The following is a 25,566-nucleotide window of genomic DNA, read 5'->3' as shown; positions in this document are numbered from 1 at the left end:
CTTATTTCCTCTCCTAAAATTTGAGTGTTGCCCTGAACGTTTGGGCGAAACTTGTCTGCGATAACGCCTGCCTCGAAGCCGGAGGACAGCAATGGTTGAGAAGATCATAACCCCACGGCGTAACGTCATCGACTTTGCGCGCTATCAACAAGACCGCGCAGCAGGCAAGGTGCAGGCGATCTCGCCGAGGCTTTGCCGATACTGTGGCGCTGCGTTGCTCGATGGTGAAGACGACGACGACTGCTCCAGCGCGTTGAATGACATCGCGCTGCGGCCGCTTGAGAAGAAGTCGCGCAGGTTCTACGCGGACTAGAGGCAGAAGCCTCGGAGGCAGAAGCCTTCTTGCGTCGTTGCATTCGCAATCGAAGCCATCCCTGGAATACGGCCGCGGCGGCGGCCGGGATCGCTTCGTCCCTCTCTCTCCCAGCAATGACGTCGCAACTAACCCTTAGCGCTAGACGTGCTGGCCACCGTTGATGTGGATCTCCGCGCCGTTCACGTAAGAGCTGGTTTCCGTGCACAGCACGTAGATGATCTTGGCGACCTCGTCTGGCGTGCCCAGGCGATGCATCGGGATCTGCTGCTCGACGATCTTCTCGGTGCCCGGCGACAGGATCGCGGTATCGATCTCGCCCGGCGCGATCGCGTTGACGCGGACGCCGACGCGGCCGAAGTCCGATGCCATCTCGCGCGTCAGCGCCGCCAACGCCGCCTTCGACGTCGCGTAGGCCGCGCCGGCAAAGGGATGCACGCGGGAGCCCGCGATCGAGGTGACGTTCACCACCGCGCCGCGCGCGTGCTTCAGCTCCTCGATCAGCCCGCGCGCGATCATGATCGGCGCGAAGAAGTTGACGTGAAAGACCTGGTTCCAGGTTTCGATGTCGGTATCCATGGTGCCGAGCCGCCCGCCGCCCGGGGCCTTCGGCGAGATCGCGGCATTGTTGACTAGCGCGTGGAGTTCGTCGTTCTCCAGCCGTCGCCTGATTTCGGAGATCGCGCGCACGGTGTCGTCATGGCTGCCGAGATCGACCTCGATATGGTCTTCCGGCCCAGCGCCCCACGGGCAGACTTCGGGAAAGGCGTGCCGCGAGCAGGTGATGACGCGCCAGCCGGCGGATGAGAACCGGATCGCTGTGGCATGGCCGATGCCACGGCTGGCGCCGGTCAGGAGCAGCGTGCGCCGCGGCGCGTTCGATGTGGGAGACATGGGGACCTTTCAGCGTTGAACGGCGTCGGCGTCCGGAGCATGATCCGGAAAAGTGGAAGCCGGTTTTCCGAAGAGATCATGCTCAAACAAATTGGCATCAGGGATACAGCCGCACTTTCGACCACGCACTACCGGCGCCGTCGCGGCGGAATTCGATGCGGTCGTGCAGGCGGAACGGACGGTCATGCCAGAACTCGATGCGCACGGGCGTGATCCGCCATCCGCTCCAGCCCGGCGGCCGCGGCACCTCGCCGATAACGTATCTCGCGCCGACCTTGGCGATCGCCTGCTCAAAGGCGAAACGGCTTTCCAGCGGCTGCGATTGCTTGCTCGCCCACGCGCCGATCTGCGCCTGCTTCGGCCGCGTGGCGAAATAAGCATCGGCCTCGGCATCGGTCACCGGCGCGACAAGGCCGCGGATCCGCACCTGCCGACGCAGCGATTTCCAGTGAAATAGCAAAGCCGCCCTCGGATTGGCGGCCAGTTCGCGGCCCTTGGCGGAGGCGATGTGGCTGTAGAAGACGAAGCCGTCGGCATCGAAGCCCTTCATCAGCACCATCCGCACGTCGGGCAGCCCTTCGGCATCGACGGTGGCGAGCGCCATCGCATTCGGATCATTGGGCTCGGACTTGGCAGCCTCCGCAAACCATTCACCGAACAACGCGAACGGCTCCTCCGCCGCGGTAAAATCACCCGATGTTAACGGTGTCGGGTGTTTGATGGAGGTCGTGTCGGTCATGTCAGGGGTCCCGATTTGCTTCCGCCCGCGTCACAAAACGCGTTGCTCGCCCTATATAGGGCATGGGACCGCATTGGCCTATCGGCGATCCGTCCCGCGGGAACGGTGGTTACACTGATTCTCATCGGTGTCGGCGCAAGCGGCTGCAGCCTGTCGCAGGTCGATGCCTTCGCGCGGGTGGACGACGCGGATGTGACGGGCTCGATCCGCCCGACACCGGTCAACGCGGTGGTGCCGACCGACAGCGACCTTGCCTTCGCCCGCAACGCGGCCTCCGACGTGCTGACCAAGGGTGACAAGGATTCCAGCCAGCCTTGGGAGAATCCGCAGACCGGGGCACGCGGATCGGTGACGCCGCTGGCGCAGGCCTATTCCGGCGAGGATGGCCGGGTCTGCCGCGACTTTCTCGCAAGCTACGTCAACGGAACCACCGAAACCTGGTTGCAGGGCGTCGCCTGCAAGACTGGACGGGGGCGGTGGGAAATCCGTAGCATGACGCCGTGGAGAAAGTCCTGAGTGCCGCCGGTATTTGAGGTGGCGACGGCGCCGGGCTAGTTGCAAAAATGCCACTGAACCCCCAGATGAAAGCAAGGTGGGCCCGGACGGGTTCCCGATCCTGGACTGATTTTCCCGTGAAGGAGACCTGACGGATGCGCGACCCCTATGACGTGTTGGGGGTGCAGCGGAGCGCCAGCGCTGCGACGATCAAGAGCGCCTATCGCAAGCTCGCCAAAAAGCATCATCCCGACAACAACAAGGGTGATCCCAAGGCAGCCGCCCGCTTTGCCGAGATCAACGCTGCCAACGAGATCATCGGCGACGAGGACAAGCGCCGGCAGTTCGACCGTGGCGAGATCGATGCGGAAGGCAAGCCGCGCTTCCAGGGATTCCCCGGCGGCGGCGCCGGTGCCGGCGGCCGTGCCGGTCCGGGCGGCTTCGAGTACAGCTTCCGCACCGGCCCGGGCGGTGGCATGGGTGGCGGCAGCTTCGAGGATATCCTCAACAGCATGTTCGGCAACGCGGCCCGCGGTGGTCGCGCCGGGCGCGCAAGCCCGTTCGAATTCGATGCCGGCGGCGGGGTCGGGGTCGATCTCGACCTTTCGGTGTCCATGACGGTGTCACTGGAGGAATCGGTCAAGGGCGGCGAGAAGCGCGTTCGGCTGCCGACCGGCCGTGAGCTCAACGTCAAGATTCCCGCGGGCGTCGCGAGCGGCCAGCAGATCCGGCTGAAAGGGCAAGGTGAGACCGCGCCCGGTCATCCGCCCGGCGACCTCCTGATCACGATCTCGATCGCGCCGCATCCGTTCTTCAAGGTCGATGGCAATGATCTCAGGATCGATCTGCCGATCACACTTTATGAGGCGGTGCTCGGCGGCAAGGTCCGCGTGCCAACGCTCGGCAGCGCGGTCGAACTGTCGATCCCGAAGAACACCTCCAGCGGCCGCACCTTCCGCCTCAAGGGCAAGGGTCTGCCGAAGGCGGGCGCGACCGGCGACCTCTACGTCACCACCCGCATCATCCTCCCCGACGGGAACGATGCCGATCTTGAGGCATTGATGCAGACGTGGCGGGATCGACACCCCTACAATCCGCGCAGCGATCTCGGCTGACAGCCGACACGCTTGAGATGCGAAACTGAACTGCCCCGGAGTGTTTCGGGGCCGGGGGCGAGCGTCCGCGAGTGCCAAGGTCGCGCTGGCGCCAGAGGATAGCAAGCCGCTCCGTCCCGTTCTGCGGCGAGCGGACGGTTCGGGAGCGGACGAGGGAGTGCGGCCTCGAGAGGGGGACCAGCGCGGTACAAAACCCCAATCGAGGCCGCGTGCGTCGATCGGCGGATCGAGCGCAGATCATCCTCGCGTGATCATCCGGTGCGATATTGAGACGTGCCGATGACACGATTCGAAATTTTCAATGTCCGAATTGGGACGCCAAATGAGGCAAGATTCATTCAACGCTGGCGTCGTGGCGTTTCGGTGGACGTGCGCTATCCGCCGCTTTTCTCCATCTGATCGTAGACTGCCTGCGCGACCTGCGTCAGGCGCGAGCGGTCGGTGCCGCCGCTGACGACATAGGCGACACCACGGTCGGCCCAGAACAGCGCGCCGTCATTGCCGTGCACGGCGTATCGCATCTGCGTCGCCTCGGTCTTCGCCTTCGCGGTGTAGATCGTATAGCGCTCGCCGGACGCGCTCTCATACATCAGGAACGACGCCGGCCCGCCCGGTCCGGGCAGCAGCCGGCCGCCGATCAGCTTCAGCCCGGTCAGCTCCGGCGCGCGCACGTCCCAGCCGCAGCGCTTGGTCAGCCAGGCCTGCAGATGCGCACGCTCGTTGCCGGGCACCTCGACGGGATGGCGGACCTCGACCACATACAACCGGTGTGCATCGAGGGCATCGAGCGTGAAGCTCTGGAAGGTCGATGGCGCGACCGCCATGCCGCGCGCGACCCAGCCGATGCCACCGCCGACGACGAAGGCGGTGAGCGTTGCCGCCACCGCGCCATAGATCCAGCGCCGCGGCTGACGCTCCAGCCGCTCGAGTTCGAGCCGCTTCGGCACCGCCTCGTCGAGCACGGAATCGTAGCGCGCGTGCAGCGCCTCCGCCATCGCACGCCATGACTGCACCCGCGCCGCTTCGTCCGGATGCGCCGCGAGCCAGGCCTCGACATCTCCGCGGCGCTCGGCCGGCAGCTCGTTGTCGACGTAAGCATGCAACTCGTCTTCGGTGACGGGAATGTTCGGGTCGGTCATATCAGTCGTCTCTGTCAAATCTCGATTGGAAATCGTTCACGCGTAACGTTGCCGTCACACATCGTGTCATTTCACCCGCCTGAGCGCCGGACGCTCGCCGTCCAGCGAGGCTCTCACATGGGCGCGGGCGCGGGCCAGCCGGGACATTACGGTGCCGATCGGCACGCCCTGGATGTCGGCGACCTCGCGGTAGCTCAGGCCCTCCAGCATCACCAGCAGCAGCACCGAGCGCTGCTCCTCCACCAGCGTCGACAATGCGCGCTCGATATCGCGTCCCTCGGCCTCGGTGCCGCTGGCGTCGGCGTTGTTGTCGAGCAGCGGCATCAGTGGCGGCCGGCGCGCCAGCGAGCGCCGCCGGTTCTTGTTAAGGTTGGTCAGGATCGTGTAGAGCCAGCTCCTGAGGTCGCCGCCGAGAAACAGCCGCTCCGAGCGGAGCGCCCGCACCAGCGTGTCCTGCACCAGATCGTCGGCGATGTCGGCGTCACGCGCGAGTGCGCGCGCGTAGCGACGGAGCGCCGGTATCATGGCCTCGACGCTTTGACGAAAGGCGGTCATGCATCCCTGTCTTCGATGGTTGCGGCGGCAGCCGCCTTTCCCAACATAACACCCAAATGACGTGACTATTCCGATTGCGCCGATTTGTCCGCGCGGCGCGGTGGCCAAAGAGCAGATTTGGGCTGTACCCGGCATGTCGATTCCGGCTACGTGATCTCTACGAGGCAACGCAACTCGCTCAGCAGGGATTAATCATCACGCAATGCCGGTGCCGACGATCTACTATATCCGTCACGGCGAGACCTCATGGAATGCGGAAGGCAGGCTGCAGGGCGTGCAGGACATCGCGCTGAACGAGCTCGGCCGCCGCCAGGCGGCGCATGCGGGGCGCATCCTCGCCGGCCTGTTCGCCCGCGATGGTCGCGACAAGACGCAGCTCGCCTTCGTTGCCAGCCCGCTGATCCGGGCGCGTGCGACCATGGAGCTGGTGCGCACCGAGCTCGGCCTGCCGCCGGGCGGCTATGCCCTCGACGACAGGCTGCGCGAGATCGGCTACGGGACGTGGGAAGGATCGACGCTCACGCAAGCCCAGGCCGCCGACCCCGCCCTCTATGCCCGGCGCCTGGTCGAGAAGTGGACGGTGGCGGCGCCGGGCGGCGAAAGCTATGTCGAGGTGCAGGCGCGGATGACCGACTGGTACCAGTCGGTGGGCTCGGACACGGTCGCCGTCGCCCATGGCGGCACCGCCCGGGCGCTGATGGTGGCGCTCGGCTTCGAGACCCCGGCCAGCGCCGCCGATCTCACAATCGAGCAGGGCGCGGTCTACGTATTCGATGAGGCCGGGTTGCGGAAATATAGTTGAGCTACGCGGTCATTCCGGGGCGCCTGGAGGGCGAACCCGGAATTTCGAGATTCCGGGTTCGATGCTGCGCATCGCCCCGGAATGACGGATCAGTAGTTTGACCCCGGTGCCTGCGCGCGTTACCACAAGCCAGAACTGACTTACACAAGCGCAAAAGATGTCCTTCAACACCTTCGGCCATATGTTCCGCGTGACGACCTTCGGCGAAAGCCATGGGGTGGCGATCGGCTGCGTGGTCGACGGCTGTCCGCCCCTGATCCCGCTCAAAGTGGAGGAGATCCAGCACGACCTCGATCGCCGCCGTCCCGGCCAGTCGCGCTTCACCACCCAGCGCCAGGAGCCGGATGCGGTGAAGATCCTGTCCGGCGTGATGGCGCATCCGGAGACCGGCGTGCAGGTGACGACGGGCACGCCGATCGCGCTTTTGATCGAGAATACCGACCAGCGCTCCAAGGATTATTCCGAGATCAAGGACAAGTTCCGCCCCGGTCATGCCGACTTCACCTATGAGGCGAAATACGGCCTGCGTGACTATCGCGGCGGCGGGCGCTCCTCGGCGCGCGAGACCGCGACCCGCGTCGCGGCGGGCGCAATCGCGCGCAAGGTCCTGCCGGGCGTGAAGGTGCGCGGCGCGCTGGTGCAGATGGGCCCGCACAAGATCGATCGCGACAAGTGGGACTGGGACGAGATCGCGAACAATCCGTTCTTCTGCCCGGACAAGGACAAGGCGGCATTCTTCGAAAGCTATCTCGACGGCATCAGGAAGAGCGGCTCCTCGATCGGCGCCGTGATCGAGGTCGTCGCCGAGGGCGTGCCGGCCGGGCTCGGCGCGCCGATCTATGCCAAGCTCGACAGCGAGCTGGCGGCGGCGATGATGACCATCAATGCGGTCAAGGGCGTCGAGATCGGCGCAGGTTTCGGTGCTGCGGAGCTCTCCGGCGAAGAGAACGCCGACGAGATGCGGACCGGCAATGACGGCACCAGGTTCCTGTCCAACAATGCCGGCGGCATTTTGGGCGGCATCTCGACCGGCCAGCCGGTCGTGGTGCGCTTCGCGGTCAAGCCGACATCCTCGATCCTGACGCCACGCCGGACCGTGGATCGCAAAGGCGCCGACACCGACATCCTGACCAAAGGCCGCCACGATCCCTGCGTCGGCATCCGTGCCGTGCCGGTCGGCGAGGCCATGATGGCCTGCGTGCTGGCCGATCATTTTCTGCGCCATCGCGGACAGACCGGCCGCTGATTCCTGTATAGTAGCGGTCGCTACTGCGTTTTCGGGCGAGGCCTGTCCCGGACTTGATCCGGGACAGGCACCGGTTTCTTGCCAAGAGAACGCGCCAAAACAAGAATCTGGAGCTTCGGTTCTGATTCAGCCAGACCGAAGCTGCTCCAGGTCGGGTGCTCGTCGGGGGTACTGCCATGAACGCGTCGGAGTTGCGGGACATCATCGAGTGGATGATCGGCGGAGCGCGCTCGGCGCCCACCCCGTCGCAGATGATGGCGGAATGCTGCGAACGCGTGGTTCGCGCCGGCCTGCCGCTATGGCGCGTCGGCGTGTTCGTTCGCACGCTGCATCCCGAGATCTACGGGCGCAGTTTCATCTGGAAGCCTGGGGCCGAAGTGGAGACCGGCAGCGTCAGTCACGACATTCTGGACTCCCCGGGATATGCCGCAAGTCCGCTTTCGATCGTTTTCAAGCAATGCGTCGAGGTGAGGGCGCGGCTCGACGATCCGGCAAGCGCGCGTTTTCCGATTGTCGAGGACCTGCGCCCGGAAGGCGTCACCGACTACATCGCCATGCCGCTGATCAACACTGACGGCTTTCCCAATGCTTCGAGCTGGACCACCAAGCAGCCGGGTGGCTTCACCGAGGAGCAACTGAACGTGATCCGGTCGCTCACCGTTCCATTGGCGCGCTATATCGAGATCGTGACGCTGCGGCGCACCGCCGCGCTTCTGCTCGATACCTATGTCGGCAACCGCGCCGGCGAGCGCATCATGGGCGGCCAGATCAGGCGCGGCCATGCCGATACGATGGATGCCGCGATCTGGCTGTCCGATCTGCGCGGTTTCACCGCGTTGTCGGATCGCTTGCCGGCCGAGACCATGGTGGAGATCCTCAACCTCTATTTCGATTGCCAAGTGTCCGCGATCCGCGCCCACGGCGGCGAGGTGCTGAAATTCATGGGTGATGGCCTGCTCGCGGTGTTTCCGGTCGACGAATATGTCGGCAACGAGGAGCAGGTTTGTTCACGGGTGCTGGAGGCGGCGCGCGAATCTCGCGCCGGCGTCGCGGCGCTGCAATTTCCCAATGGCGAAGACGTCGAGCGTTTCCGCTTCGGCGTCGCCCTGCATCTCGGGCGCGTGCTCTACGGCAATATCGGGGGCGGCAACCGGCTGGACTTCACCTGCATCGGGCCTGCGGTCAATCTCGCCGCGCGGCTGGAGAGGATCGCCGGCCGACTTGGCCGCACTGTCGTTGCCTCCGAGCGCTTCGCCGGCATTTGCGACGGCGGCTGGAGCGAGCTTGGCGAGTTTCCGATCGCCGGATTCTCGAAGGCTGAGCGGGTCTATGGCCTGCACGACGAAGCGTCGCGCGCCGCTCACGCCTAGAGCATGATCCGGAAAAGTGTGATGCAGCTTTCCGAAAAGATCATGCTCAAGCAGGAAGCTAAAGCGCGATGACGATTCAACCCAATCTCATCGTGCTTTAGGAGCGGCGCCAAGTGCGTGGATGCCCAGCATCGGACCGGCATTGCCCTGATCGCCGCGGCCGCGGTCGCATGGAGCACCGCGGCGTTCTTCACCCGGCTGCTCCACTTCGATTCCTGGACCATCCTGTTCTGGCGCGGGCTGTTCGGCGGCGGCGCGATCACCCTGTTCCTCGTCGCCACCCAAGGCCGGCGTGGCGCGCGCGACCTCATCGCGATGCGCGCCAGCGGTTGGCTGGTGGCCGGCCTTTCGACCGTTGGCATGGTGACGTTCATCCCGGCCTTGCAAATGACGAGCGTGGCCAATGTCGCCGTCATCGTCGCCGTCCAGCCCTTTGCCGCCGCCGCGATCGCCTGGATATGGTTGCGTGAAGCCGCCCTGCCGCGGACGCTGCTGGCCAGCGCGGTGGCATTGGTCGGCGTGGCCGTCGCCGTCAGCAGTGCAGGCGGCGTCGCGGATTATAGGGGCATCGGGCTCGCCTGCGTGATGATGCTGGCGCTGTCGCTGATGACGGTCGCCATCCGCAGGCATCGGGAGACACCGATGGTTGCGGCTGCCGCATTATCGAACTTTCTCGGCAGCCTGATCAGCATTCCCTTTGCGCAGGCTATCGGCTCGGCCACGGCATCCGACCTCGGCGTGCTCGCGATGTTCGGGTTCTGCCAGGTCGGGCTCGGCCTCACGCTGTTCACGCTGGGCTCCCGGCTGATACCGTCCGGGCAGGCCTCGCTGATCGCCACGCTCGAAACACCGCTGATGCCGCTCTGGGTGTGGCTAGCCTTTGCCGAGGTGCCGTCGGTCCGAGCGTTCGTCGGCGGTGCGTTGGTGATGGGCGCCGTCGTCGCCGACATCGCGGCGGGCGGACGGGCGCAGCTCGCGCAGCCGGCGGAGCGGTGAGGGTGCTACTCTTCCGGCTCGGTGGTGAACAGCAGCGGATAGCCCTTGGCGCGGCCGGCGTCGGTGGCTCGTGTCGCCTTGGTCTCGGCGACATCCCTGGTGAACACCGCGACCACGCAGACACCGCGCTGATGCGCCGTCAGCATCACCTTGTAGGCTTGATCGTCGGTCATGCGGAATTCCGCCTTCAGCACGGTCACGACGAATTCACGCGGCGTGTAATCATCGTTGATCAGGATGACCTTGTGCAGACGCGGCCGCTCGACCTTGGTCTTCGCCTTGGTTTTCGGCTTGACGATGGTATCGGGCATTGCCCGGCACCTCCCTCACGGTTGCACTCCGGATAATAATGCCTTCCGGGCTTCGCTGGAACCGGTCGATTTGCACGGGCTCATTGCGGCAACGGCACGGCGCGCGCCGTCGTCGTCGCCCAAATCAAGGCGGACGGGCTTAACCTGAATGTGAAGCGCGGACGCTGTTCGCGCTTTGCGCCGCCTGATTTGCGTGTCACGATGACAGTCATACGACGGGAGGGCAGCGATGCGCTGGTATGTCTCGATCGGAGCGGTGCTTGTCGCCGGCATGCTGGCAAGCGGCGATGCGGCCGGTGTTGCCGCGCCCGGGCCGGGAACGCAGCCCAACGAGCGGCTGGTCGAGAAGGAATCCACCCCGAGCGTCGATGTCGAACTGATCCTTGCGGTCGACGTCTCCTATTCGATGGACATGGACGAACTCGCGGTCCAGCGCGAGGGTTACGCGCAGGCGATCGTCTCTAGGGAGTTCCTGCAGGCGCTCAAGGCCGGGCCGAACGGCAAGATTTCGATCACCTATGTTGAATGGGCTGCGTCAAACGATCAGAAAATCATCATCCCCTGGCGCGTGATCGACGGTCCTGAATCCGCGGATGCCGTCGCGGCCGAGATCATGAAGACGCCGGTTCGCCGGGCCTCGCGCACCTCGATCTCGGGTGCGATCTATTTCGCGGTTCCGTTGTTCGACGAGAACCCGCATCGCGGCCTGCGGCGCGTCATCGATATTTCCGGCGACGGACCCAACAACAACGGCGCGCCGATCCAGCCCGCGCGCGACATGGCGCTGGAGAAGGGCATCGTCATCAACGGCCTGCCGATCATGGTGAAGGAGCCGTCCTATTCGACGATGGATATCGAAAATCTCGACTGGTACTACGAGGACTGCGTGATCGGCGGTCCCGGCTCCTTCGTGGTGTCGATCAAGGACCGCGAGAAGTTCAAGGAGGCGATCCGCACCAAGCTCCTGCTCGAGGTCGCCGGCCGCACGCCGGAGCGACCCGTGGTGCGGGCCGCCGACAAGGAGCCGCGCGTCAATTGCATGATCGGCGAGAAGATCTGGCAGGACAGATGGGGGCGGTAGCGATCTCGCAAGGTGGGTTAGTACAACCGACCGTGCAAATCTCCCCGAAGCTCGTTCTCCAACAAGCGCAGCACCCGCAATGCGTTCTCGTACTGGCCTGATCCGATTGATCGCCAAACCTCCGCGGCGCGCTCCGTCAGACCGTGGATGGTCACGGGAAAGCCTGCGGCTACGATCAGCGCGCCCTTTTCGTTGATGAGGTACTGTTCGTTGAGGGCGAACAGCACCTGCCCCAAGCAGGCGAGTGCGCGATAGGCGCAGCCCACGATATGCGTGACGTCGCCGCGCGGTAGGGCGAGCTCGGCATTCTCGATGCTGAACAGGATTTCCCATTGAAAGCGCCGGATCAGCGCGTCGCGCAAGGCGGGCGGGTAGGGCGCGGTCCTCGCTTTCAGCTCCGCGACGACGCCGCTCGGGTCATGCAGGGGTTGGCACAGTGCGACTTCACCCATCCAGGTCGCCGAGCAGAAGCCGTGCGGATGGCCCGGTTGGTAGTGCATGGCGATATCGCCGTTCCGGCAGGCGTCGATCGTCGCGCTCACCCTGTCAACGCTGCGATAGAGCAGATCGACCTTGCGGCCGCCGATCGATAGCCACGCACCGCCGACGATCCACGGGCCCCATTCGCCGACGGGAGTCACCTGCGCGGCGCTGGGCTCATCGACAAGGTGCGCGATTGCTTCGCGCAGCCGATCGACATCCAGAGGAGCGGCCTCCGTGTAATAAAGGCCGACGTCGTAGTCGGACGCATCGTGCGCCGTTGCTCGCGCCCGCGAGCCGCCGAGCACGATGGCGGCGAGGCCAGGGACATCAGCGAGAACAGGAGTGAGGCGGGCGAGCAGCGGATCGTGCGGCATGGAAGGCGCACTCTACCGCGCCCGGCGGCATCAGTCACACGGCTTCAGCGCACAAACCGCGCCACCAGCTCGACATGCGGGCTGTGGCGGAACTGGTCGACGGGCGTGGCTCCTTCGATTCTGTAGCCGCCGTCGATCAGGATCTTCGCATCGCGTGCGAAGGTGGCGGCGTTGCAGGACACCGCGACGACCACAGGCACCTTGCTCGCCGCAAGCTGCGTGGCCTGCGCCTGCGCGCCCTGCCGCGGCGGATCGAACACGACAGCATCGAAGTCGCGCAGCTCTTGCGGCACCAGCGGGCGGCGAAACAGATCGCGCGCCTCGGCCTTGAGCGGCTTGAGCCCCGGCGTCGACTTCGCGGCCTTTTGCAGCGCCGCGATGCCGCCGGCATCGCTGTCGAAAGCCGCGACGCGTGCCCGCTCCGCCAGGCGGAGCGCGAACGGGCCGACGCCGCAAAACAGATCAGCGATGTGTTTCGCGCGTCCGCAACGCTCGATGACCAGCGCGGCAAGCGTCTCCTCGCCCTTGCCGGTCGCCTGCAGGAATGCTCCCGGTGGCAGCACGACCTTCGCCTTTCCGATCGCGATCTCCGGTGAGCCGCGCATCAGCACCAGTTCGCCGTGCCGCGTCAGCCGCGCCAGCCGGTGTTTCCCCGCGATGCGTGACAAGGCGGTGATCATGCTGGTCGGCAGCGCGCCGGAGCCGCGCACGTCGATGTCGAGACCGTTGAGGGTCGCGGTCACCTGGATGTCGAGCGGCTTGCCGCTGGAGGTCATCAGCGGTTCAGCGATGGCCCAGGCCGCCTCGAGCGCGCCGTCGAGTGCCGGATCGAGAATCGGACAGCGATCGATCGGGATGATCTCGTGCGAGCCTATCGCGGCGAAGCCGACCATGAGGATCTCGTGGGTGCCCATGCGGGCATGCAGCGTCATACGGCGGCGTCCGGCGCCGTGGGCGTCTACCACCGGCGCGACCTCGGCCGCAATCTTCGCCTGTGCCAGTGTCTCGAGGACGATGTTGCGCTTCCAGGCGTGGTAGCCCTCGTCACTCCAGTGCTGGATCGCGCAGCCGCCGCAGACGCCGAAATGCGGACAGAACGGCGCGATGCGCTCCGGGCTGGCGCGCGCGACCCGCACCAGTCGCCGCCGGTCCGGATGGTGACCGGGGACGTCGGCGACCTCGACGATCTCGCCGGCCAGCGCGTAAGGCACATAAATCGACTGCGCGCCATCGATCGCGACGCCGTCGCCGCGGTGGCCGACGTGGTCGATGGTGAGCAGCTCAGCCACGCCGCGCGCCGAGAAAGAACTCGATATTGCCGTCGCCGCCCTTGATCGAGGACGGGAACACCTGGATGTCGGTGCAGCCGAGCGAGGCGGCGAAGGCGGCGATATCGTCGCAGATTTCCTGGTGCACCATCGCATTGCGAATGATGCCGCGCTTGGAATGTTTGCGCGCAGCCTCGAATTGCGGCTTGATCAGCGCCAGCAGATGCATCGGCGCAGCGGCGAGCGACAGCGCCACTGGCAGCACCGCCTTGAGTGAGATGAAGCTGACATCGATCACGACGATGTCCGGCCGTGCCGGCAGGCGCTTGCCTTCGAAGCTCCTGATATCGGTCTCCTCCATCGAGACGATCTTCGGATGTCCCCGCAGCGAGGGGTGTAGTTGGCCGCGGCCGACGTCGACGGCAAACACGAGGCTCGCGCCGTTGGCGAGCAGCACCTCGGTGAAACCGCCGGTCGAGGCGCCGACGTCGAGGCAGACATGGCCCTCGACGTCGATCGGATAGTGCTCCAGCGCGCCGGCGAGCTTGACGCCGCCGCGCGAGACGTAAGGGTGCGCGGGCTCAGCGGACAATTCGGCGTCGGGCGCCACGATCTCGGAGGCCTTGGCGACGTGCTTACCGCCGGCCGTGACAAGACCCGCGTCGATCGCCGCGCGCGCCCGCGCCCGGCTTTCGAACAGGCCGCGCTCGACCAGCAGCACATCGACGCGCTTGCCGGCCGGCCCATGGCTGTCGCCGCTGCCGGTCAATTGGTGAAGCCCGGAAAGCGTCGCGCGCGCGGGGCGGCGAGCCGCACGCAGGCCTCGAACGAGGCGAGATCGTGCCAGATATCCTGCGGCGCTTCGCTCGGTGTCACCAGCGGACTGCCGTGCAGATCGAGCGCGTGTATCATCATCAGATTGTCGGGCAATCCAAATTCTTCCACCGTGAGCCCCTCCGCATCGATCAGGCGTCCATCGGGCGCCTCCGCAACCTGCTGCAGCCGCGCCACGCGATTGGCGTAGGAGGCGGGATCGTTCGAGTAGGCGAGGCACAGCTTGCCGCGTCCCGCCATGTAGCCGAGTTCGTAGACAGTGCCTGCGTCGGCACTTGGGCCGCGAAACGGCGTCAAGTTGGCGATGATGGCGTCGGCGGACTCCATCATCGCTTCGTTGCTTTTGAAAATGGTAAGCGACGCGCTGGTGGCCGCATGGCTCGCCGCATTGTCGAGCGGATAGAGCCCGGTGTGTCCATGCAGCGCGCAAATCTCCGCCTTGCGGCGGCCGATCTCCACGGCATCCGGCAGGAACACGTCAGGACCTGCCAGATAGATGATCATGGACTTGCCGACGCCAATGCGCCGCCCGGGCGGACTATGCGAGCTTCACCGTCTCGGACTTGAAATCCTTGCCAAGCGTGTCGAACACCTTGGCAACGATGCTCTTGGCGTCGAGCCCGGCGCGGGCGTACATCGCCGCAGGTGTGTCGTGGTCGAGGAACACGTCGGGCAGGACCATCGAGCGGAACTTCAACATGCCGCTGTCGAGCATGCCCTGGTCGGTCAGCAATTGCACCACGTGCGAGCCGAAACCACCGATCGAGCCTTCCTCGATCGTGATCAGGATCTCATGCTCGCGCGCGAGCTTCAGGATCATGTCCTCGTCGAGCGGCTTCATGAAGCGCGCATCGGCGATGGTCGCCGAAAGGCCGTGGGCGGCGAGCTCGTCGGCGGCCTTCTCGCACTCGGCGAGACGGGTGCCGAACGAGAGCAGGGCGACCTTCTTGCCTTCGCGGATGATGCGGCCCTTGCCGATCGGCAGCGGGACGCCGACTTCCGGCATCTCGACGCCGCGGCCTTCGCCGCGCGGATAGCGCAGCGCGCTCGGGCGATCGTCGATCGCGACCTGCGTCGCCACCATGTGAACCAGTTCCGCCTCGTCGGACGCGGCCATGATGACGAAATTCGGCAGACAGCCGAGATAGGCATTGTCGAACGAGCCGGCGTGGGTCGCGCCGTCGGCGCCGACCAGACCGGCGCGGTCGATCGCGAACCGGACCGGCAGGCTCTGGATCGCGACGTCGTGGACCACCTGGTCATAGCCGCGCTGCAGGAAGGTCGAATAGATCGCGCAGAACGGCTTGTAGCCTTCGGTGGCGAGACCGGCGGCGAAGGTCACCGCGTGCTGCTCGGCGATGCCGACGTCGAAGGTGCGGTCGGGGAACGCCTTGTTGAAGATGTCGACGCCGGTGCCGGAGGGCATCGCCGCGGTGATCGCGACGATCTTGTCGTCCTTCTCGGCTTCCTTGACGAGGCTCTGGCCGAACACGTTCTGGTAGGCCGGCGCATTCGGCTTGGCCTTGGCCTGGGTGCCGGTGGCGACGTCGAACTTGACCACGGCGTGATATTTGTCTGCGGACGCCTCGGCCGGACCATAGCCCTTGCCCTTCTGGGTCACGACGTGAACCAGGATCGGCCCGGTTTCCATGTCGCGGACGTTCTTCAGCACGGGCAGCAGGTGATCGAGATTGTGACCGTCGATCGGGCCGACATAGTAGAAGCCGAGCTCCTCGAACAGCGTACCGCCGTCCATCATGAAACCGCGGGAATATTCTTCGACGCGGTTGGCACGGTTGGCGAGGATCTTGGGCAGGCGCTTGTTGATCTGCTTGGCCGCCTCGCGCAGCGTGCGGTAGGTCTTGCCGGAATAGAGCCGCGACAGATAGGCGCTCATCGCACCGACCGGCGGCGCGATCGACATGTCGTTATCGTTGAGGATCACGATCAGGCGGGAGTTCATCGCGCCGGCGTTGTTCATGGCCTCATAGGCCATGCCGGCCGACATCGCACCGTCGCCGATCACGGCGATGACGTTGTTGTTACCGCCGGAAAGGTCGCGCGCCACCGCCATGCCGAGGCCGGCCGAGATCGAAGTCGAGGAGTGCGCTGCGCCGAACGGGTCGTAATCGCTCTCGGTGCGCTTGGTGAAGCCGGACAGGCCGCCGCCGGTGCGCAGCGTGCGGATGCGGTCGCGCCGTCCGGTCAGGATCTTGTGCGGATAGGCCTGATGGCCGACGTCCCAGATCAGACGATCGCGCGGCGTGTCGAAGATGTAGTGGATGGCGGTGGTCAGCTCGACCACGCCGAGGCCGGCGCCGAAATGCCCGCCGGTCACCGACACGGCGTCGATGGTTTCCTGGCGCAGCTCGTCGGCGACCTGCCGCACCTGCTCGATCTTCAGCTTGCGCAGGTCTTCGGGCGTGCGAATGGTGTCAAGAAGCGGCGTCTTACTAAATGTGGTCACAGCCATATTCCAATTTTGCATGCCGGGACAACGGCCCCGCGCGAGAAGGGTTGCGCGCATTCCGCGCAGTGAATGACAGACACTGGGTGCCGCCCCGGCGGCGCCGGTGCCTGGTTGAAAGCCTAGATGCACTCCGGATTGAACCACGTGATAAGCATCACTTTGGTCGCTCTTCACCCGTCCCGGTTCAGTTTTATCGAACCATTTGAGGTGCTTGCCGCCGGAAGAAGCTGGCCGCCCGCTACCTTCAAATGCCCATAGAGCTGGAAGCATTACACCAAAGTTGTGGCCAAAGCCAAGCCGCTCGGCGCGCTGGGTTCCCATGCCCCACGCCAAAAAAGCTAGATTTTTCAACGGTCGGCCAATGGCCTGGAGGGCCGCTGCGTTCCATTATGATCATTTGGAGGCAGTCGGCCGCTCCGGGATCAGCCGATCACGCGGATGATGGATGTGCACGCAAAAGCCGCCGGCGGTGGCGATCGCCATCCCCGGAGGCAGAAATGCACAGCAACAATTGCCAGTCGGCGCGATCGCGTTGGCTGCCGGATTGTCGCGATCGCCGCGCGCGGCGCTACTGCACGTCGAGCGGCTCGGTACCGGTCGGCTGACCCGAGGCGTCGGTGGTGATCTTGTCGACGCGGGCTTCGGCTTGGCGCAGCAATTCCTCGCAACGGCGCTTCAGCGCCTCGCCGCGTTCATAGATCGCGACCGACTCCTCGAGCGGGACCTTGCCGTCCTCGAGCCGCTTGACGATCGATTCGAGTTCCTCGATCGCGCGTTCGAACGACAGCTTCTTGACGTCGGCTTGAGTATTTTCGGCCATCTCGTGTTCCCGGTTGCACAGACGTGTTTGAGCATGATCTCCGCGCAAACGCCATACGTCTGACGCGAGCGAAAACCGGTTCCCGCCGTTCGGGACCATGCTCGTCCCCGTGCAGAATCAATCGAATTTTTGCGAGCTTATTGTGGCGAGGATTCACACGTCCATCAATGCGCTGACGTGGGAAGCCACCGACTCTTTCAATCCCTGCAGATCGTAGCCGCCTTCCAGCACCGAGACCACGCGGCCGCCGGCGCTCTTGTCGGCGATGTCCATCAGCTTGCGCGTCACCCAGCCAAAATCGTCGGCCTTCAGGTTGATCGACGCCAGCGGATCGCGATGATGCGCGTCGAAGCCGGCTGAGATGATGATGAGTTCCGGCGAGAACTGCTGCAGCCGCGGCAAGATCAGGTTCTCGAACGCGGCGCGGAACCTGGCGCTGCCGTCTTCCGGCGCCAGCGGCGCATTGACGATGGTGTCGTGCTCGCCGCGCTCGCTCATCGCGCCGGTGCCCGGAAACAGCGGCATCTGGTGCGTCGAGCAATACATCACGGTCGGATCGGCCCAGAAGATGTCCTGCGTGCCGTTGCCATGATGGACGTCGAAATCGACCACCGCGGCGCGTGCGATGCCGTGCTTGCGTTGCGCGTGGCGCGCGGCGATCGCGGCATTGTCGAAGAAGCAGAAGCCCATCGGCGTCGATTTCTCGGCGTGATGACCGGGCGGTCGCACCGCGACGAAGGCATTGCGATGCTGGCCCTTCATCACCGCGTCGGTTGCGGCGAGCGCGCCGCCGACACCGCGCATCACGGCTTCCCAGGTGCCTGGCGACATCGAGGTATCGCCGTCGAGATAGATCATGCCCGAGGTCGGCGCGATATGGCGCAATTCGCCGACATAGTGCTCGCCATGACAGAGCAGCACGGAATCCAGGTCGCCTTCCGGCGCCTGGTCACGCACCAGCGCCTCGAAGCGGTCCTCGGCCAGCACCTCGTCGACCGCGCGCAGCCGGTCGGGGCGTTCGGGATGTCCGGGTGGGGTGAGATGGTTGAGGCAAGCGGAATGCGTCAGAAGCAGTGTCATGCAAATTCCCGGCGCTACCGATGCGCGTACGAGGAAAGGCCAATGTAGGCCGTTACCGGCTCGGCGGGAAGCCCTGGCTCCGTCTCTCCGTCCTCATTCTTCCCGGATGCGGTGGCTGGGTGAGAGCCCAACTCTTTCCGCGTCATTGCGAGCGCAAGCCGAGCAAATCCATCGTCACCGCACGCGCGGAAGGATGGGTCGCTTCGCGGAGGCTGTCATCGGGCGCGCATTCGTGCGAACCGTTGGCTCGTAATGACGGGGATGCACGGTGTTCCACGCGCCTCGCTCAGTTGATCTTCTCGATGCGGTGGCCCGCCGTCGGTCCCACCGGGCTGTTGGCCCTGAAATAGGCATAGAGCGCGTCGACGTCGTAGACGCCGAACTGCTGCGCTGTTCCGCCCTTGAACACCGTGAAACCGTCGCCGCCCTCGGCGAGGTAATTGTTCACGGTCACGCGATAGCTACTGATCGCGTCGATCGGCTTGCCATGGAGCGACATCCGTGCGGCGACAATGCGCTCGCCGTCGGGCTTGGTCGCGTCCCACGCATAGGAAAAGCCCTTGGAGACCTGCAGCGGACGCGGGCGTTTCGGGTCGGCCCATTGCTGCTCCAGCACGTCCTTGAGCTGCTTGCCGGTCAGCGTCATCGTTACGAGTTGGTTGCGGAACGGCTGGCTCGCGAAGATGTCGGCATAGGACACTGCGCCGTCGTCGCGCTTGGTGATGTCGGTGCGCAGGCCGCCCGGATTGGTGAAGGCGATCACCGCGCCGCCATTCGGCTCCGAGCTGGTTGCTACGAGCTGCGCGTCGGCGACGATATCGCCGAGCGAGCTTTCGCCGGCCTCGTTCGGCCTGCGCGACAGCGTTTCCGTCACTGCGCCTGCTGTACGGTTCGCGATCGGCGCGGCCAGCCGGTCGTAGGCTTCGAGCAGCGCGCTCTGCTCGGGATCGCGCTCGAACCCGTTGAGGCGAACGATGGTGTTGTCGGCCTTGGCGCTGATCACGTCATGGGACTTCCGATCAAGCTGAAGATCGATCGCGGTGACCAGCGTGCCGTATTTGTCACCGGAGGTGACGAGCCGTCCGTCGATCTCGCAGACATAGGCCTGATGGGTGTGACCTGAGATCACGACATCCACGGCGTGATCGAACTTCTTGACGATGTCGACGATCGGCCCGGAGATGCCGGGGCATTCATTGTAGTCGCCGGTCGGGAAGCCACCTTCGTGGATCAAGACCACAATGGCCTCGACGTCCTTCGCCTTCAATTCCGGGACCAGCGCATTGACGGTCTCGGCCTCGTCGCCGAATTCGAGGCTCGCAACGCCGGCCGGCGACACCAGGTTCGGCGTGTTCTTCAGCGTCAGCCCAATAAAGGCGACCGGGATGCCGTCGAACTCTCTGATCTCGTAAGGCGGAAACACCGTCTTGCCGGTGGTCCTGTCCAGCGTGCTGGCGGCCAGATAGTGGAATTTGGCGCCCGCGAAGGGATGCGGCCCCTGGCATTGGTCGACCGGATGGCAACCGCCGTTCTGCATCCGCAGCAGCTCGTCCTTGCCCTCGTCGAACTCGTGATTGCCGACGGAGGAGATCGCGAGCCCCATCATCGACAGCGATTCGATGGTCGGCTCGTCGTGAAACATCGCCGACAGGAAGGGGCTGGCACCGATCAGGTCACCGGCCGCGACGAAGATGTTGTTCTTGTGCCCCTCGCGGAGCTGCTTGACCGCGGTCGCCATCCGCTCGGCGCCGCCGGCAGGCACCATGACCTTCTTCGTCTTGTCGGCGGGATCGGTGATGCGGATGCCGCCCGGCGGCGGCCGCAAATAGCCGTGGAAATCGTTGATCGCGAGAATGCGCAAATCCACCGGCGCCACGGTCTGCGCCGGTGCGGGACAGGCCGCGATGGCGGCGAGTGAGCAGATGGCGGCGGCGAGGAGTGAACGGCGGGGGCGCTTCATGACCTGTCCATGGAACATGCCATCATGAGGCCGTGCCACTACATTTTTGCGACGCGAACATTCAATCCTTCGTGCGCGCCATGAACGTCTTGAAAGCGGTGATCGCATCCTGCGAGCGCATGCGCTCGGTGAACACATGATTCTCCTGGTCGATCCGGCGGGTGATGTCTTCGGGCGGCAGCCTGAGCAGCCGGCGGGAAATCGCGACTGCTTCGGGCGGCAGCGCGCAGATCTCCCGCGCCACCTTGCGCGCCTCGACCTCGGCATGGCCCGGCGCCACCACCGTGTTGACGAAGCCGGCATCGCGGCCGTCATCGGCTGTCATGGTGCGTCCCATCACCAGCATTGCGAACGCGCGCTGGTGACCCATGCTGCGCGGCATCAGCAGGCTGGAGGCGCCCTCAGGCACCAGGCCGAAACTGGAGAAGGGGGTTGAGAACAGCGCGGTCGTGCTGGCGAGCACGTAGTCGCAGTGGAACAGCATGGTGGTGCCGATGCCCATCGCAGCCCCGTCGACGGCGGCGATGATCGGCTTGACGTTGTGGGCCAGCGAGTAGAGGAACTTGACCAAATCGGAGGCAGGCGGTGGCTGGCCCGATGTGCTCTGCTCGAGCAAGTCCTCGATGTCGTTCCCGGCGGTGAACACGCCGGAGCCGCCGGTGACGATCAGGCAGCGGATTTTCGGATCGTTCTGCGCCGTGTCGATCGCTTCGCGCATCGCACGAAACATCTCATGCGTGATCGCGTTCTTCTTCTCAGGCCGGCGCAGCCGGATCACACGTGTGGCGGCTTCATCGGTCACGATCACATGCGCGGTCATATCAGACGGTCCTGCGGTCGGCGGGCGGCCAGTTCGTGCCCGTCGTCATCCTACATGATCTTCTGCAGGCCCAAAGGGTTTCGTGCTGCTTTTCCCTTTCGGCGCGCATGCGGACGATAGCACCGGCCCGCGCGATCCTTTGTCACTGAGCTCCCGTGCGTGTCCGCCCGGCAATGCTCATGTCGCCTGCGGTTTAGTTTCGGCGGCTTGCGAGAAACATTCCGCAGCCGATCGCATTCACACCATGCGGCCCGCAGACATGTTCGGATGTCAGTCCCGTTGCCGGTTCCGGCCTCGATCGGGGCTGGGCACCGGGAGAACGAGCGGCACGAGCGAGAGCCATTCTCAGGAGAGCCAAATGCCTCAGGAGAGTCAAATGCAGATTTCCGGCCATTTGGAACTATCCCGACGCCATCTGTTGATTGTCGGCGCCGCTTCGCTTGCCGCGTCGTCCGTCGCAACGCGCGCGTCACCGGCGGCGACCAACCCAACAACCCCGACCGGAGCGCCCGTGATGACAAGAGTGTCCCTTGACGTGAACGGCGAAACCCATCAGCTCGAACTCGACACCAGGACCACGCTGCTCGATGCCTTGCGCGAGCACCTGCATTTGACAGGCACCAAGAAGGGGTGCGATCACGGTCAGTGCGGCGCCTGCACCGTCATCGTCGACGGCCGACGCATCAATTCCTGCCTGACACTCGCCGTGATGCATCAGGGCGACGAGATCACCACGATCGAGGGACTGGGCTCGCCGGAGCATCTGCATCCGATGCAGGCGGCATTCGTCAAGCATGACGGCTACCAGTGCGGCTATTGCACGCCCGGGCAAATCTGCTCGGCGGTCGGCGTGCTCGACGAGATCCGGGCCGGCATCCCGAGCCATGTGACCGGTGATCTCAATGCGCCGATGCGACTGAGCAATGCCGAGCTTCGCGAGCGCATGAGCGGCAACATCTGCCGCTGTGGCGCCTATTCCAACATCGCCGAGGCGATCGCTGAGGTCGCCGGGAGGAGCGCATGAGAACGTTCAGCTATGAGCGCGCGGCGTCGCCGGGCGCGGCCGCCGCGGCGGCTGCGCAGACCGCGAACGCGAAATTCATTGCCGGCGGGACCAACCTGCTCGACCTGATGAAGCTCGAGATCGAGACGCCGGCACACCTGATCGACGTCAATGGCCTGGCGCTGGATCGGATCGAACCGACGCCGGACGGCGGCCTGCGCATCGGCGCGCTGGTCCGCAATACGGACCTCGCGGCAGACGCGCGGGTGCGCCGCGACTATGCCGTGCTGGCGCGCGCGCTGCTGGCTGGCGCCTCCGGCCAGTTGCGCAACAGGGCAACCACCGCCGGCAATCTCCTGCAGCGGACGCGTTGTCCGTACTTCTACGACACGAATCTGCCGTGCAACAAACGCAAGCCCGGCAGCGGCTGCGCCGCAATCGGCGGCTTCAGCCGGCAGCACGCAGTGGTCGGCACCAGTGATGCGTGTATTGCGACCCATCCAAGCGACATGGCGGTGGCAATGCGTGCGCTCGACGCGATGGTGGAGACGGTGCGGCCGGACGGCACCGCGCGGATGATCCCGATCGCCGAGCTGCACCGGCTCCCGGGCGACCATCCCGAGATCGAGACCACGCTCGAGCCGGGCGAACTGATCACCGCCGTGGTGCTACCGAGGCCGGTCGGCGGCGCGCAGGCCTATCGCAAGGTTCGCGACCGTGCCTCCTATGCCTTCGCGCTGGTCTCGGTCGCGGCGATCGTGCAGCCCGACGGCTCGGGCCGCGTTGCGCTTGGTGGCGTCGCGCACAAGCCATGGCGCGTCGAGGCGGCGGAGGCGGAATTGTCGCGTGGCGCCAAGGCCGTCACTGCGCGGCTGCTCGCCGACGCGAAGCCGACGCAGGACAACGCATTCAAGCTGCCGCTCGCCGAGCGAACGCTGTCGGCGGTGCTGCGCGAGGCCAAAGCCTAGAATCAAGGCCTAGATAAGGGTTAGAGCATGCGATTCGAACATCCAGCCACCTTTAATCCGATCGACCAGCTCAAGGTGGTCGGCCATCCGACCAGCCGGATCGAGGGGCCGTTGAAAACGACGGGCACTGCGCCCTACGCCTATGAACGGCACGACGTCGTGACCAGCGAGGCCTATGGCTATGTGGTGGGATCGGCGATCGGCAAGGGACGGATCAAGGCGATCGATCTCGAAGCCGCCAAGGCGGCGCCGGGCGTGCTCGCCATCGTCACCGCGGAGAACGCTGGAAAACTCGACAAGGGTGAGCGCAACGCAGCGCCGCTGCTCGGCGGCCCCGAGATCGCGCACTACCATCAAGCCATCGCCGTGGTCGTCGCCGAGACCTTCGAGCAGGCGCGGTCCGCCGCGCAACTGGTCCGTGTCGACTACGCGCCGGGCGATGGCCGGTTCGACCTTGCGGCGTCGCGGGACAAGGCCTTCGTCCCCAATCCCAAGATCGGCGGCCCGGCCGACACCGCGGTGGGCGATTTTGCGGCGGCGTTCGCCGCGGCCCCGGTCCAGCTCGACGCGACCTACACCACCCCTGATCAGGGCCACGCGATGATGGAGCCGCACGCCTCGATCGCCAAGTGGGACGGCGACAAGCTCACGGTCTGGACCTCCAACCAGATGATCGCCTGGGGCGCGACCGACATGGCGAAGACGCTCGGTATCCCGAAGGAAAATGTCCGGCTCATCTCGCCCTATATCGGCGGCGGCTTCGGCGGCAAATTGTTCCTGCGCGCCGACGTGCTGCTCGCCGCGCTCGGGGCCCGCGCCGCGGGCCGCCCGGTCAAGGTGGCGCTGCAACGTCCGCTGATGTTCAACAATACCACGCACCGGCCGGCGACGATCCAGCGGATCCGCTTCGGCGCCGAACGCGACGGCAAAATCACCGCGGTCGGGCATGAGAGCTGGTCCGGCAACGTGAAGGACGGCGAGCCGGAGGTCGCAGTCAATCAGACGCGGCTGCTCTATGCCGGCGCCAACCGGATGAGCACGATGCGGCTCGCGGAGCTTGACCTGCCCGAAGGCAACGCGATGCGTGCTCCCGGAGAGGCCTCCGGCATGATGGCGCTGGAGATCGCGATCGACGAGCTCGCCGAGAAGCTCGGCATGGATCCGATCGAGCTGCGCATCAAGAACGATACCCAGGTCGATCCTGAACATCCGGAGCGGCCATTCTCGCAGCGCCAGCTCGTCAAATGCCTGCGCGAAGGCGCTGCGCGGTTCGGCTGGAGCCGGCGCGACCCGCAACCCGCGAAGGTTCGCGACGGACGCTGGCTGGTCGGCATCGGCGTTGCCGCAGCCTTCCGCAACAATCTCCTCACCAAGTCTGCGGCGCGCGTGCGCGTCGACCAGGACGGCAAGGTGACGGTTGAGACCGACATGACCGATATCGGCACTGGCTCCTACACCATCATCGGGCAGACCGCGGCCGAGATGATGGGCGTGCCGTTGGACAAGGTGGTGGTTCGGCTCGGTGACTCCGATTTTCCGGTGTCATGCGGCTCCGGCGGGCAGTGGGGCGGCAACAACTCCACGGCCGGCGTCTACGCCGCTTGCGTCAAGCTGCGCGACAGCATCGCGCAGAAACTCGGCTTCAACTCCGCCGAGGCGGTCTTCGCAGACGGTGTGGTTCGCGCCGGCAATCGCAGCGTGCCGCTGGCGCAGGCTGCCGGCAACGGCGGCATCTCGGCGGAGGATGCCATCGAGTACGGCGACCTCGCCAAGACCTATCAGCAGTCGACTTTCGGCGCGCACTTCGTCGAGGTCGGTGTCGATGCCGATACGGCGGAGGTGCGTGTGCGGCGGATGCTCGCGGTATGCGGCGCTGGCCGCATCCTGAATCCGACGGCTGCGCGCAGCCAGGTCATCGGCGCGATGACCATGGGCGTCGGTGCGGCGCTGATGGAGGATCTGGTGGTCGACAAGCGTCACGGCCTGTTCGTGAATCACGACCTCGCCGCCTACGAGGTGCCCGTCCATGCCGACATCCCGCATCTCGACATGGTCTTCCTTGACGAGACCGATCCGATATCGTCGCCGATGAAGGCCAAGGGCGTCGCCGAGCTCGGCATCTGCGGCGTGGCGGCGGCGGTGGCCAACGCGGTCTACAACGCGACCGGCGTGCGCGTGCGCGACTATCCGATCACGCTCGACAAGCTGCTCGGAGGGCTGCCGGAGACTGCGTAAGCGGTGGCACAGCCACCGCGAGCAATGAAGCTAGGAAACAAGGCCTCGGTTCCGATCACCCTGGTTCCCCGATCCGCAGCCGCCATTCGCGCTGAAACTTGCCAGGTCGGTTCCGCACGCAGCGAACAAACAATCAGACCGAATTCGCCAAAATCGTTCCGGCGATTCACTTGGGTTGTAGCCGGAACCCGACGA

25 protein-coding genes are annotated in these 25,566 nt (G+C 65.3%); 11 read left to right on the top strand and 14 right to left on the bottom strand.

The genetic code is table 11. From position 1 onward, the window contains the following. Positions 1–91 precede the first annotated feature (91 nt). On the top strand, positions 92–313 hold the full coding sequence (locus P6U25_RS26795) for a hypothetical protein (RefSeq protein WP_407147761.1): 222 nt from the start codon (positions 92–94) through the stop codon (positions 311–313). 141 nt (positions 314–454) lie between these two features. Here P6U25_RS26795 and P6U25_RS26790 read toward each other — a convergent pair whose 3' ends face one another. Further along, complete coding sequence (locus tag P6U25_RS26790) at positions 455–1,207, bottom strand: SDR family NAD(P)-dependent oxidoreductase (RefSeq protein ID WP_407147760.1); 753 nt, start codon at positions 1,205–1,207, stop codon at positions 455–457. A 97-nt stretch (positions 1,208–1,304) separates the two neighbouring features. After that, positions 1,305–1,946 (bottom strand): pyridoxamine 5'-phosphate oxidase, encoded by a 642-nt coding sequence (gene pdxH / locus P6U25_RS26785; protein WP_407147759.1) that lies wholly within the window; start codon positions 1,944–1,946, stop codon positions 1,305–1,307. Positions 1,947–2,051: 105 nt separating this feature from the next. Here pdxH and P6U25_RS26780 point away from each other — a divergent pair, with 105 nt between their 5' ends. Both P6U25_RS26780 and P6U25_RS26775 read left to right on the top strand, forming a co-directional pair. Further along, positions 2,052–2,462, top strand: a complete 411-nt coding sequence (locus tag P6U25_RS26780) for an RT0821/Lpp0805 family surface protein (protein ID WP_407147758.1) — start codon at positions 2,052–2,054, stop codon at positions 2,460–2,462. Positions 2,463–2,596: 134 nt separating this feature from the next. Further along, positions 2,597–3,556 carry a DnaJ C-terminal domain-containing protein gene (locus P6U25_RS26775; protein ID WP_407147757.1) on the top strand — a complete coding sequence of 320 codons (960 nt, stop codon included), beginning with the start codon at positions 2,597–2,599 and terminating at the stop codon, positions 3,554–3,556. Between the two features lie 374 nt (positions 3,557–3,930). Here the strand turns inward: P6U25_RS26775 and P6U25_RS26770 are convergent, their stop codons facing one another. Both P6U25_RS26770 and P6U25_RS26765 read right to left on the bottom strand, forming a co-directional pair. Further along, positions 3,931–4,695: an anti-sigma factor family protein gene (locus tag P6U25_RS26770; protein WP_407147756.1), complete on the bottom strand. Its 765-nt coding sequence runs from the start codon at positions 4,693–4,695 to the stop codon at positions 3,931–3,933. Between the two features lie 66 nt (positions 4,696–4,761). Continuing rightward, complete coding sequence (locus tag P6U25_RS26765; protein WP_407147755.1) at positions 4,762–5,250, bottom strand: sigma-70 family RNA polymerase sigma factor; 489 nt, start codon at positions 5,248–5,250, stop codon at positions 4,762–4,764. A 202-nt stretch (positions 5,251–5,452) separates the two neighbouring features. Between P6U25_RS26765 and P6U25_RS26760 the strand changes: the two genes are divergently transcribed. The 4 genes from P6U25_RS26760 (at position 5,453) to P6U25_RS26745 (ending at position 9,664) form a co-directional block, all read left to right on the top strand. Then, on the top strand, positions 5,453–6,052 hold the full coding sequence (locus P6U25_RS26760) for a histidine phosphatase family protein (protein ID WP_407147754.1): 600 nt from the start codon (positions 5,453–5,455) through the stop codon (positions 6,050–6,052). A 157-nt stretch (positions 6,053–6,209) separates the two neighbouring features. Next, positions 6,210–7,298 carry a chorismate synthase gene (aroC, locus tag P6U25_RS26755; RefSeq protein ID WP_407147753.1) on the top strand — a complete coding sequence of 363 codons (1,089 nt, stop codon included), beginning with the start codon at positions 6,210–6,212 and terminating at the stop codon, positions 7,296–7,298. Positions 7,299–7,474: 176 nt separating this feature from the next. Continuing rightward, positions 7,475–8,668 carry an adenylate/guanylate cyclase domain-containing protein gene (locus P6U25_RS26750; RefSeq protein ID WP_407147752.1) on the top strand — a complete coding sequence of 398 codons (1,194 nt, stop codon included), beginning with the start codon at positions 7,475–7,477 and terminating at the stop codon, positions 8,666–8,668. Positions 8,669–8,785: 117 nt separating this feature from the next. Continuing rightward, on the top strand, positions 8,786–9,664 hold the full coding sequence (locus tag P6U25_RS26745; protein ID WP_407147751.1) for a DMT family transporter: 879 nt from the start codon (positions 8,786–8,788) through the stop codon (positions 9,662–9,664). A gap of 5 nt (positions 9,665–9,669) precedes the next feature. On the opposite strand, the gene clpS is transcribed toward P6U25_RS26745, so the two are convergent. Continuing rightward, on the bottom strand, positions 9,670–9,975 hold the full coding sequence (gene clpS, locus P6U25_RS26740; protein ID WP_280976549.1) for an ATP-dependent Clp protease adapter ClpS: 306 nt from the start codon (positions 9,973–9,975) through the stop codon (positions 9,670–9,672). A 229-nt stretch (positions 9,976–10,204) separates the two neighbouring features. Here clpS and P6U25_RS26735 point away from each other — a divergent pair, with 229 nt between their 5' ends. Then, positions 10,205–11,056, top strand: coding sequence for a DUF1194 domain-containing protein (locus P6U25_RS26735; protein ID WP_407147750.1), 852 nt, complete (start codon positions 10,205–10,207; stop codon positions 11,054–11,056). Between the two features lie 17 nt (positions 11,057–11,073). On the opposite strand, the gene P6U25_RS26730 is transcribed toward P6U25_RS26735, so the two are convergent. The 9 genes from P6U25_RS26730 to P6U25_RS26690 form a co-directional block, all read right to left on the bottom strand. Then, positions 11,074–11,844: a DNA polymerase subunit beta gene (locus tag P6U25_RS26730; RefSeq protein WP_407147749.1), complete on the bottom strand. Its 771-nt coding sequence runs from the start codon at positions 11,842–11,844 to the stop codon at positions 11,074–11,076. Positions 11,845–11,957: 113 nt separating this feature from the next. Beyond that, complete coding sequence (locus P6U25_RS26725) at positions 11,958–13,202, bottom strand: class I SAM-dependent RNA methyltransferase (RefSeq protein WP_407147748.1); 1,245 nt, start codon at positions 13,200–13,202, stop codon at positions 11,958–11,960. Beyond that, positions 13,195–13,950, bottom strand: a complete 756-nt coding sequence (locus P6U25_RS26720; protein WP_407147747.1) for a TlyA family RNA methyltransferase — start codon at positions 13,948–13,950, stop codon at positions 13,195–13,197. The genes P6U25_RS26725 and P6U25_RS26720 overlap by 8 nt, the downstream gene beginning before the upstream one ends. Beyond that, a complete protein-coding gene (locus tag P6U25_RS26715; protein WP_407147746.1) occupies positions 13,947–14,519 on the bottom strand; it encodes a nucleoside 2-deoxyribosyltransferase in 573 nt (190 codons plus the stop codon). The genes P6U25_RS26720 and P6U25_RS26715 overlap by 4 nt, the downstream gene beginning before the upstream one ends. Positions 14,520–14,553: 34 nt before the next feature. After that, positions 14,554–16,488 (bottom strand): 1-deoxy-D-xylulose-5-phosphate synthase, encoded by a 1,935-nt coding sequence (dxs, locus tag P6U25_RS26710; protein ID WP_407147745.1) that lies wholly within the window; start codon positions 16,486–16,488, stop codon positions 14,554–14,556. A 565-nt stretch (positions 16,489–17,053) separates the two neighbouring features. Then, positions 17,054–17,305 carry an exodeoxyribonuclease VII small subunit gene (locus P6U25_RS26705; RefSeq protein WP_028334494.1) on the bottom strand — a complete coding sequence of 84 codons (252 nt, stop codon included), beginning with the start codon at positions 17,303–17,305 and terminating at the stop codon, positions 17,054–17,056. A 153-nt stretch (positions 17,306–17,458) separates the two neighbouring features. Next, a complete protein-coding gene (locus P6U25_RS26700) occupies positions 17,459–18,385 on the bottom strand; it encodes a histone deacetylase family protein (RefSeq protein WP_407147744.1) in 927 nt (308 codons plus the stop codon). Between the two features lie 286 nt (positions 18,386–18,671). Continuing rightward, positions 18,672–20,345: a bifunctional metallophosphatase/5'-nucleotidase gene (locus P6U25_RS26695; RefSeq protein ID WP_407147743.1), complete on the bottom strand. Its 1,674-nt coding sequence runs from the start codon at positions 20,343–20,345 to the stop codon at positions 18,672–18,674. Positions 20,346–20,406: 61 nt separating this feature from the next. Continuing rightward, entirely contained in the window at positions 20,407–21,165 is a 759-nt protein-coding gene (locus tag P6U25_RS26690) for an enoyl-CoA hydratase-related protein (protein WP_407147742.1), read from the bottom strand. 376 nt (positions 21,166–21,541) lie between these two features. Here P6U25_RS26690 and paoA point away from each other — a divergent pair, with 376 nt between their 5' ends. From paoA to paoC, 3 genes are read left to right on the top strand one after another with little or no spacing between them, the layout of a single operon-like run. Continuing rightward, entirely contained in the window at positions 21,542–22,189 is a 648-nt protein-coding gene (gene paoA / locus P6U25_RS26685; RefSeq protein WP_407147741.1) for an aldehyde dehydrogenase iron-sulfur subunit PaoA, read from the top strand. Then, entirely contained in the window at positions 22,186–23,136 is a 951-nt protein-coding gene (locus tag P6U25_RS26680; RefSeq protein WP_407147740.1) for an FAD binding domain-containing protein, read from the top strand. Before paoA ends, P6U25_RS26680 begins: the two co-directional genes overlap by 4 nt. Before the next feature lie 27 nt (positions 23,137–23,163). Further along, complete coding sequence (gene paoC, locus P6U25_RS26675; RefSeq protein ID WP_407147739.1) at positions 23,164–25,371, top strand: aldehyde oxidoreductase molybdenum-binding subunit PaoC; 2,208 nt, start codon at positions 23,164–23,166, stop codon at positions 25,369–25,371. Positions 25,372–25,566: the final 195 nt, after the last annotated feature.

Origin of the sequence: Bradyrhizobium sp. ORS 86, assembly GCF_045571475.1 — a bacterium.
Lineage (GTDB): Bacteria > Pseudomonadota > Alphaproteobacteria > Rhizobiales > Xanthobacteraceae > Bradyrhizobium.
Note: the sequence above shows the minus strand (reverse complement) of the source record. Positions and strands in the feature narration are given on the sequence as shown.

Excerpts from the sequence above, each read along its gene's own strand:
- P6U25_RS26705 (WP_028334494.1), bottom strand. The coding sequence starts at position 17,305 with ATGGCCGAAAATACTCAAGCCGACGTCAAGAAGCTGTCGTTCGAACGC.
- P6U25_RS26795 (WP_407147761.1), top strand. The coding sequence starts at position 92 with ATGGTTGAGAAGATCATAACCCCACGGCGTAACGTCATCGACTTTGCG.
- P6U25_RS26700 (WP_407147744.1), bottom strand. The coding sequence starts at position 18,385 with ATGACACTGCTTCTGACGCATTCCGCTTGCCTCAACCATCTCACCCCA.
- P6U25_RS26680 (WP_407147740.1), top strand. The coding sequence starts at position 22,186 with ATGAGAACGTTCAGCTATGAGCGCGCGGCGTCGCCGGGCGCGGCCGCC.
- P6U25_RS26775 (WP_407147757.1), top strand. The coding sequence starts at position 2,597 with ATGCGCGACCCCTATGACGTGTTGGGGGTGCAGCGGAGCGCCAGCGCT.
- P6U25_RS26765 (WP_407147755.1), bottom strand. The coding sequence starts at position 5,250 with ATGACCGCCTTTCGTCAAAGCGTCGAGGCCATGATACCGGCGCTCCGT.
- pdxH (WP_407147759.1), bottom strand. The coding sequence starts at position 1,946 with ATGACCGACACGACCTCCATCAAACACCCGACACCGTTAACATCGGGT.
- P6U25_RS26695 (WP_407147743.1), bottom strand. The coding sequence starts at position 20,345 with ATGAAGCGCCCCCGCCGTTCACTCCTCGCCGCCGCCATCTGCTCACTC.
- P6U25_RS26690 (WP_407147742.1), bottom strand. The coding sequence starts at position 21,165 with ATGACCGCGCATGTGATCGTGACCGATGAAGCCGCCACACGTGTGATC.
- P6U25_RS26790 (WP_407147760.1), bottom strand. The coding sequence starts at position 1,207 with ATGTCTCCCACATCGAACGCGCCGCGGCGCACGCTGCTCCTGACCGGC.
- paoC (WP_407147739.1), top strand. The coding sequence starts at position 23,164 with ATGCGATTCGAACATCCAGCCACCTTTAATCCGATCGACCAGCTCAAG.
- paoA (WP_407147741.1), top strand. The coding sequence starts at position 21,542 with ATGCAGATTTCCGGCCATTTGGAACTATCCCGACGCCATCTGTTGATT.
- dxs (WP_407147745.1), bottom strand. The coding sequence starts at position 16,488 with ATGGCTGTGACCACATTTAGTAAGACGCCGCTTCTTGACACCATTCGC.
- P6U25_RS26715 (WP_407147746.1), bottom strand. The coding sequence starts at position 14,519 with ATGATCATCTATCTGGCAGGTCCTGACGTGTTCCTGCCGGATGCCGTG.
- P6U25_RS26750 (WP_407147752.1), top strand. The coding sequence starts at position 7,475 with ATGAACGCGTCGGAGTTGCGGGACATCATCGAGTGGATGATCGGCGGA.
- aroC (WP_407147753.1), top strand. The coding sequence starts at position 6,210 with ATGTCCTTCAACACCTTCGGCCATATGTTCCGCGTGACGACCTTCGGC.
- P6U25_RS26760 (WP_407147754.1), top strand. The coding sequence starts at position 5,453 with ATGCCGGTGCCGACGATCTACTATATCCGTCACGGCGAGACCTCATGG.
- P6U25_RS26770 (WP_407147756.1), bottom strand. The coding sequence starts at position 4,695 with ATGACCGACCCGAACATTCCCGTCACCGAAGACGAGTTGCATGCTTAC.
- P6U25_RS26735 (WP_407147750.1), top strand. The coding sequence starts at position 10,205 with ATGCGCTGGTATGTCTCGATCGGAGCGGTGCTTGTCGCCGGCATGCTG.
- clpS (WP_280976549.1), bottom strand. The coding sequence starts at position 9,975 with ATGCCCGATACCATCGTCAAGCCGAAAACCAAGGCGAAGACCAAGGTC.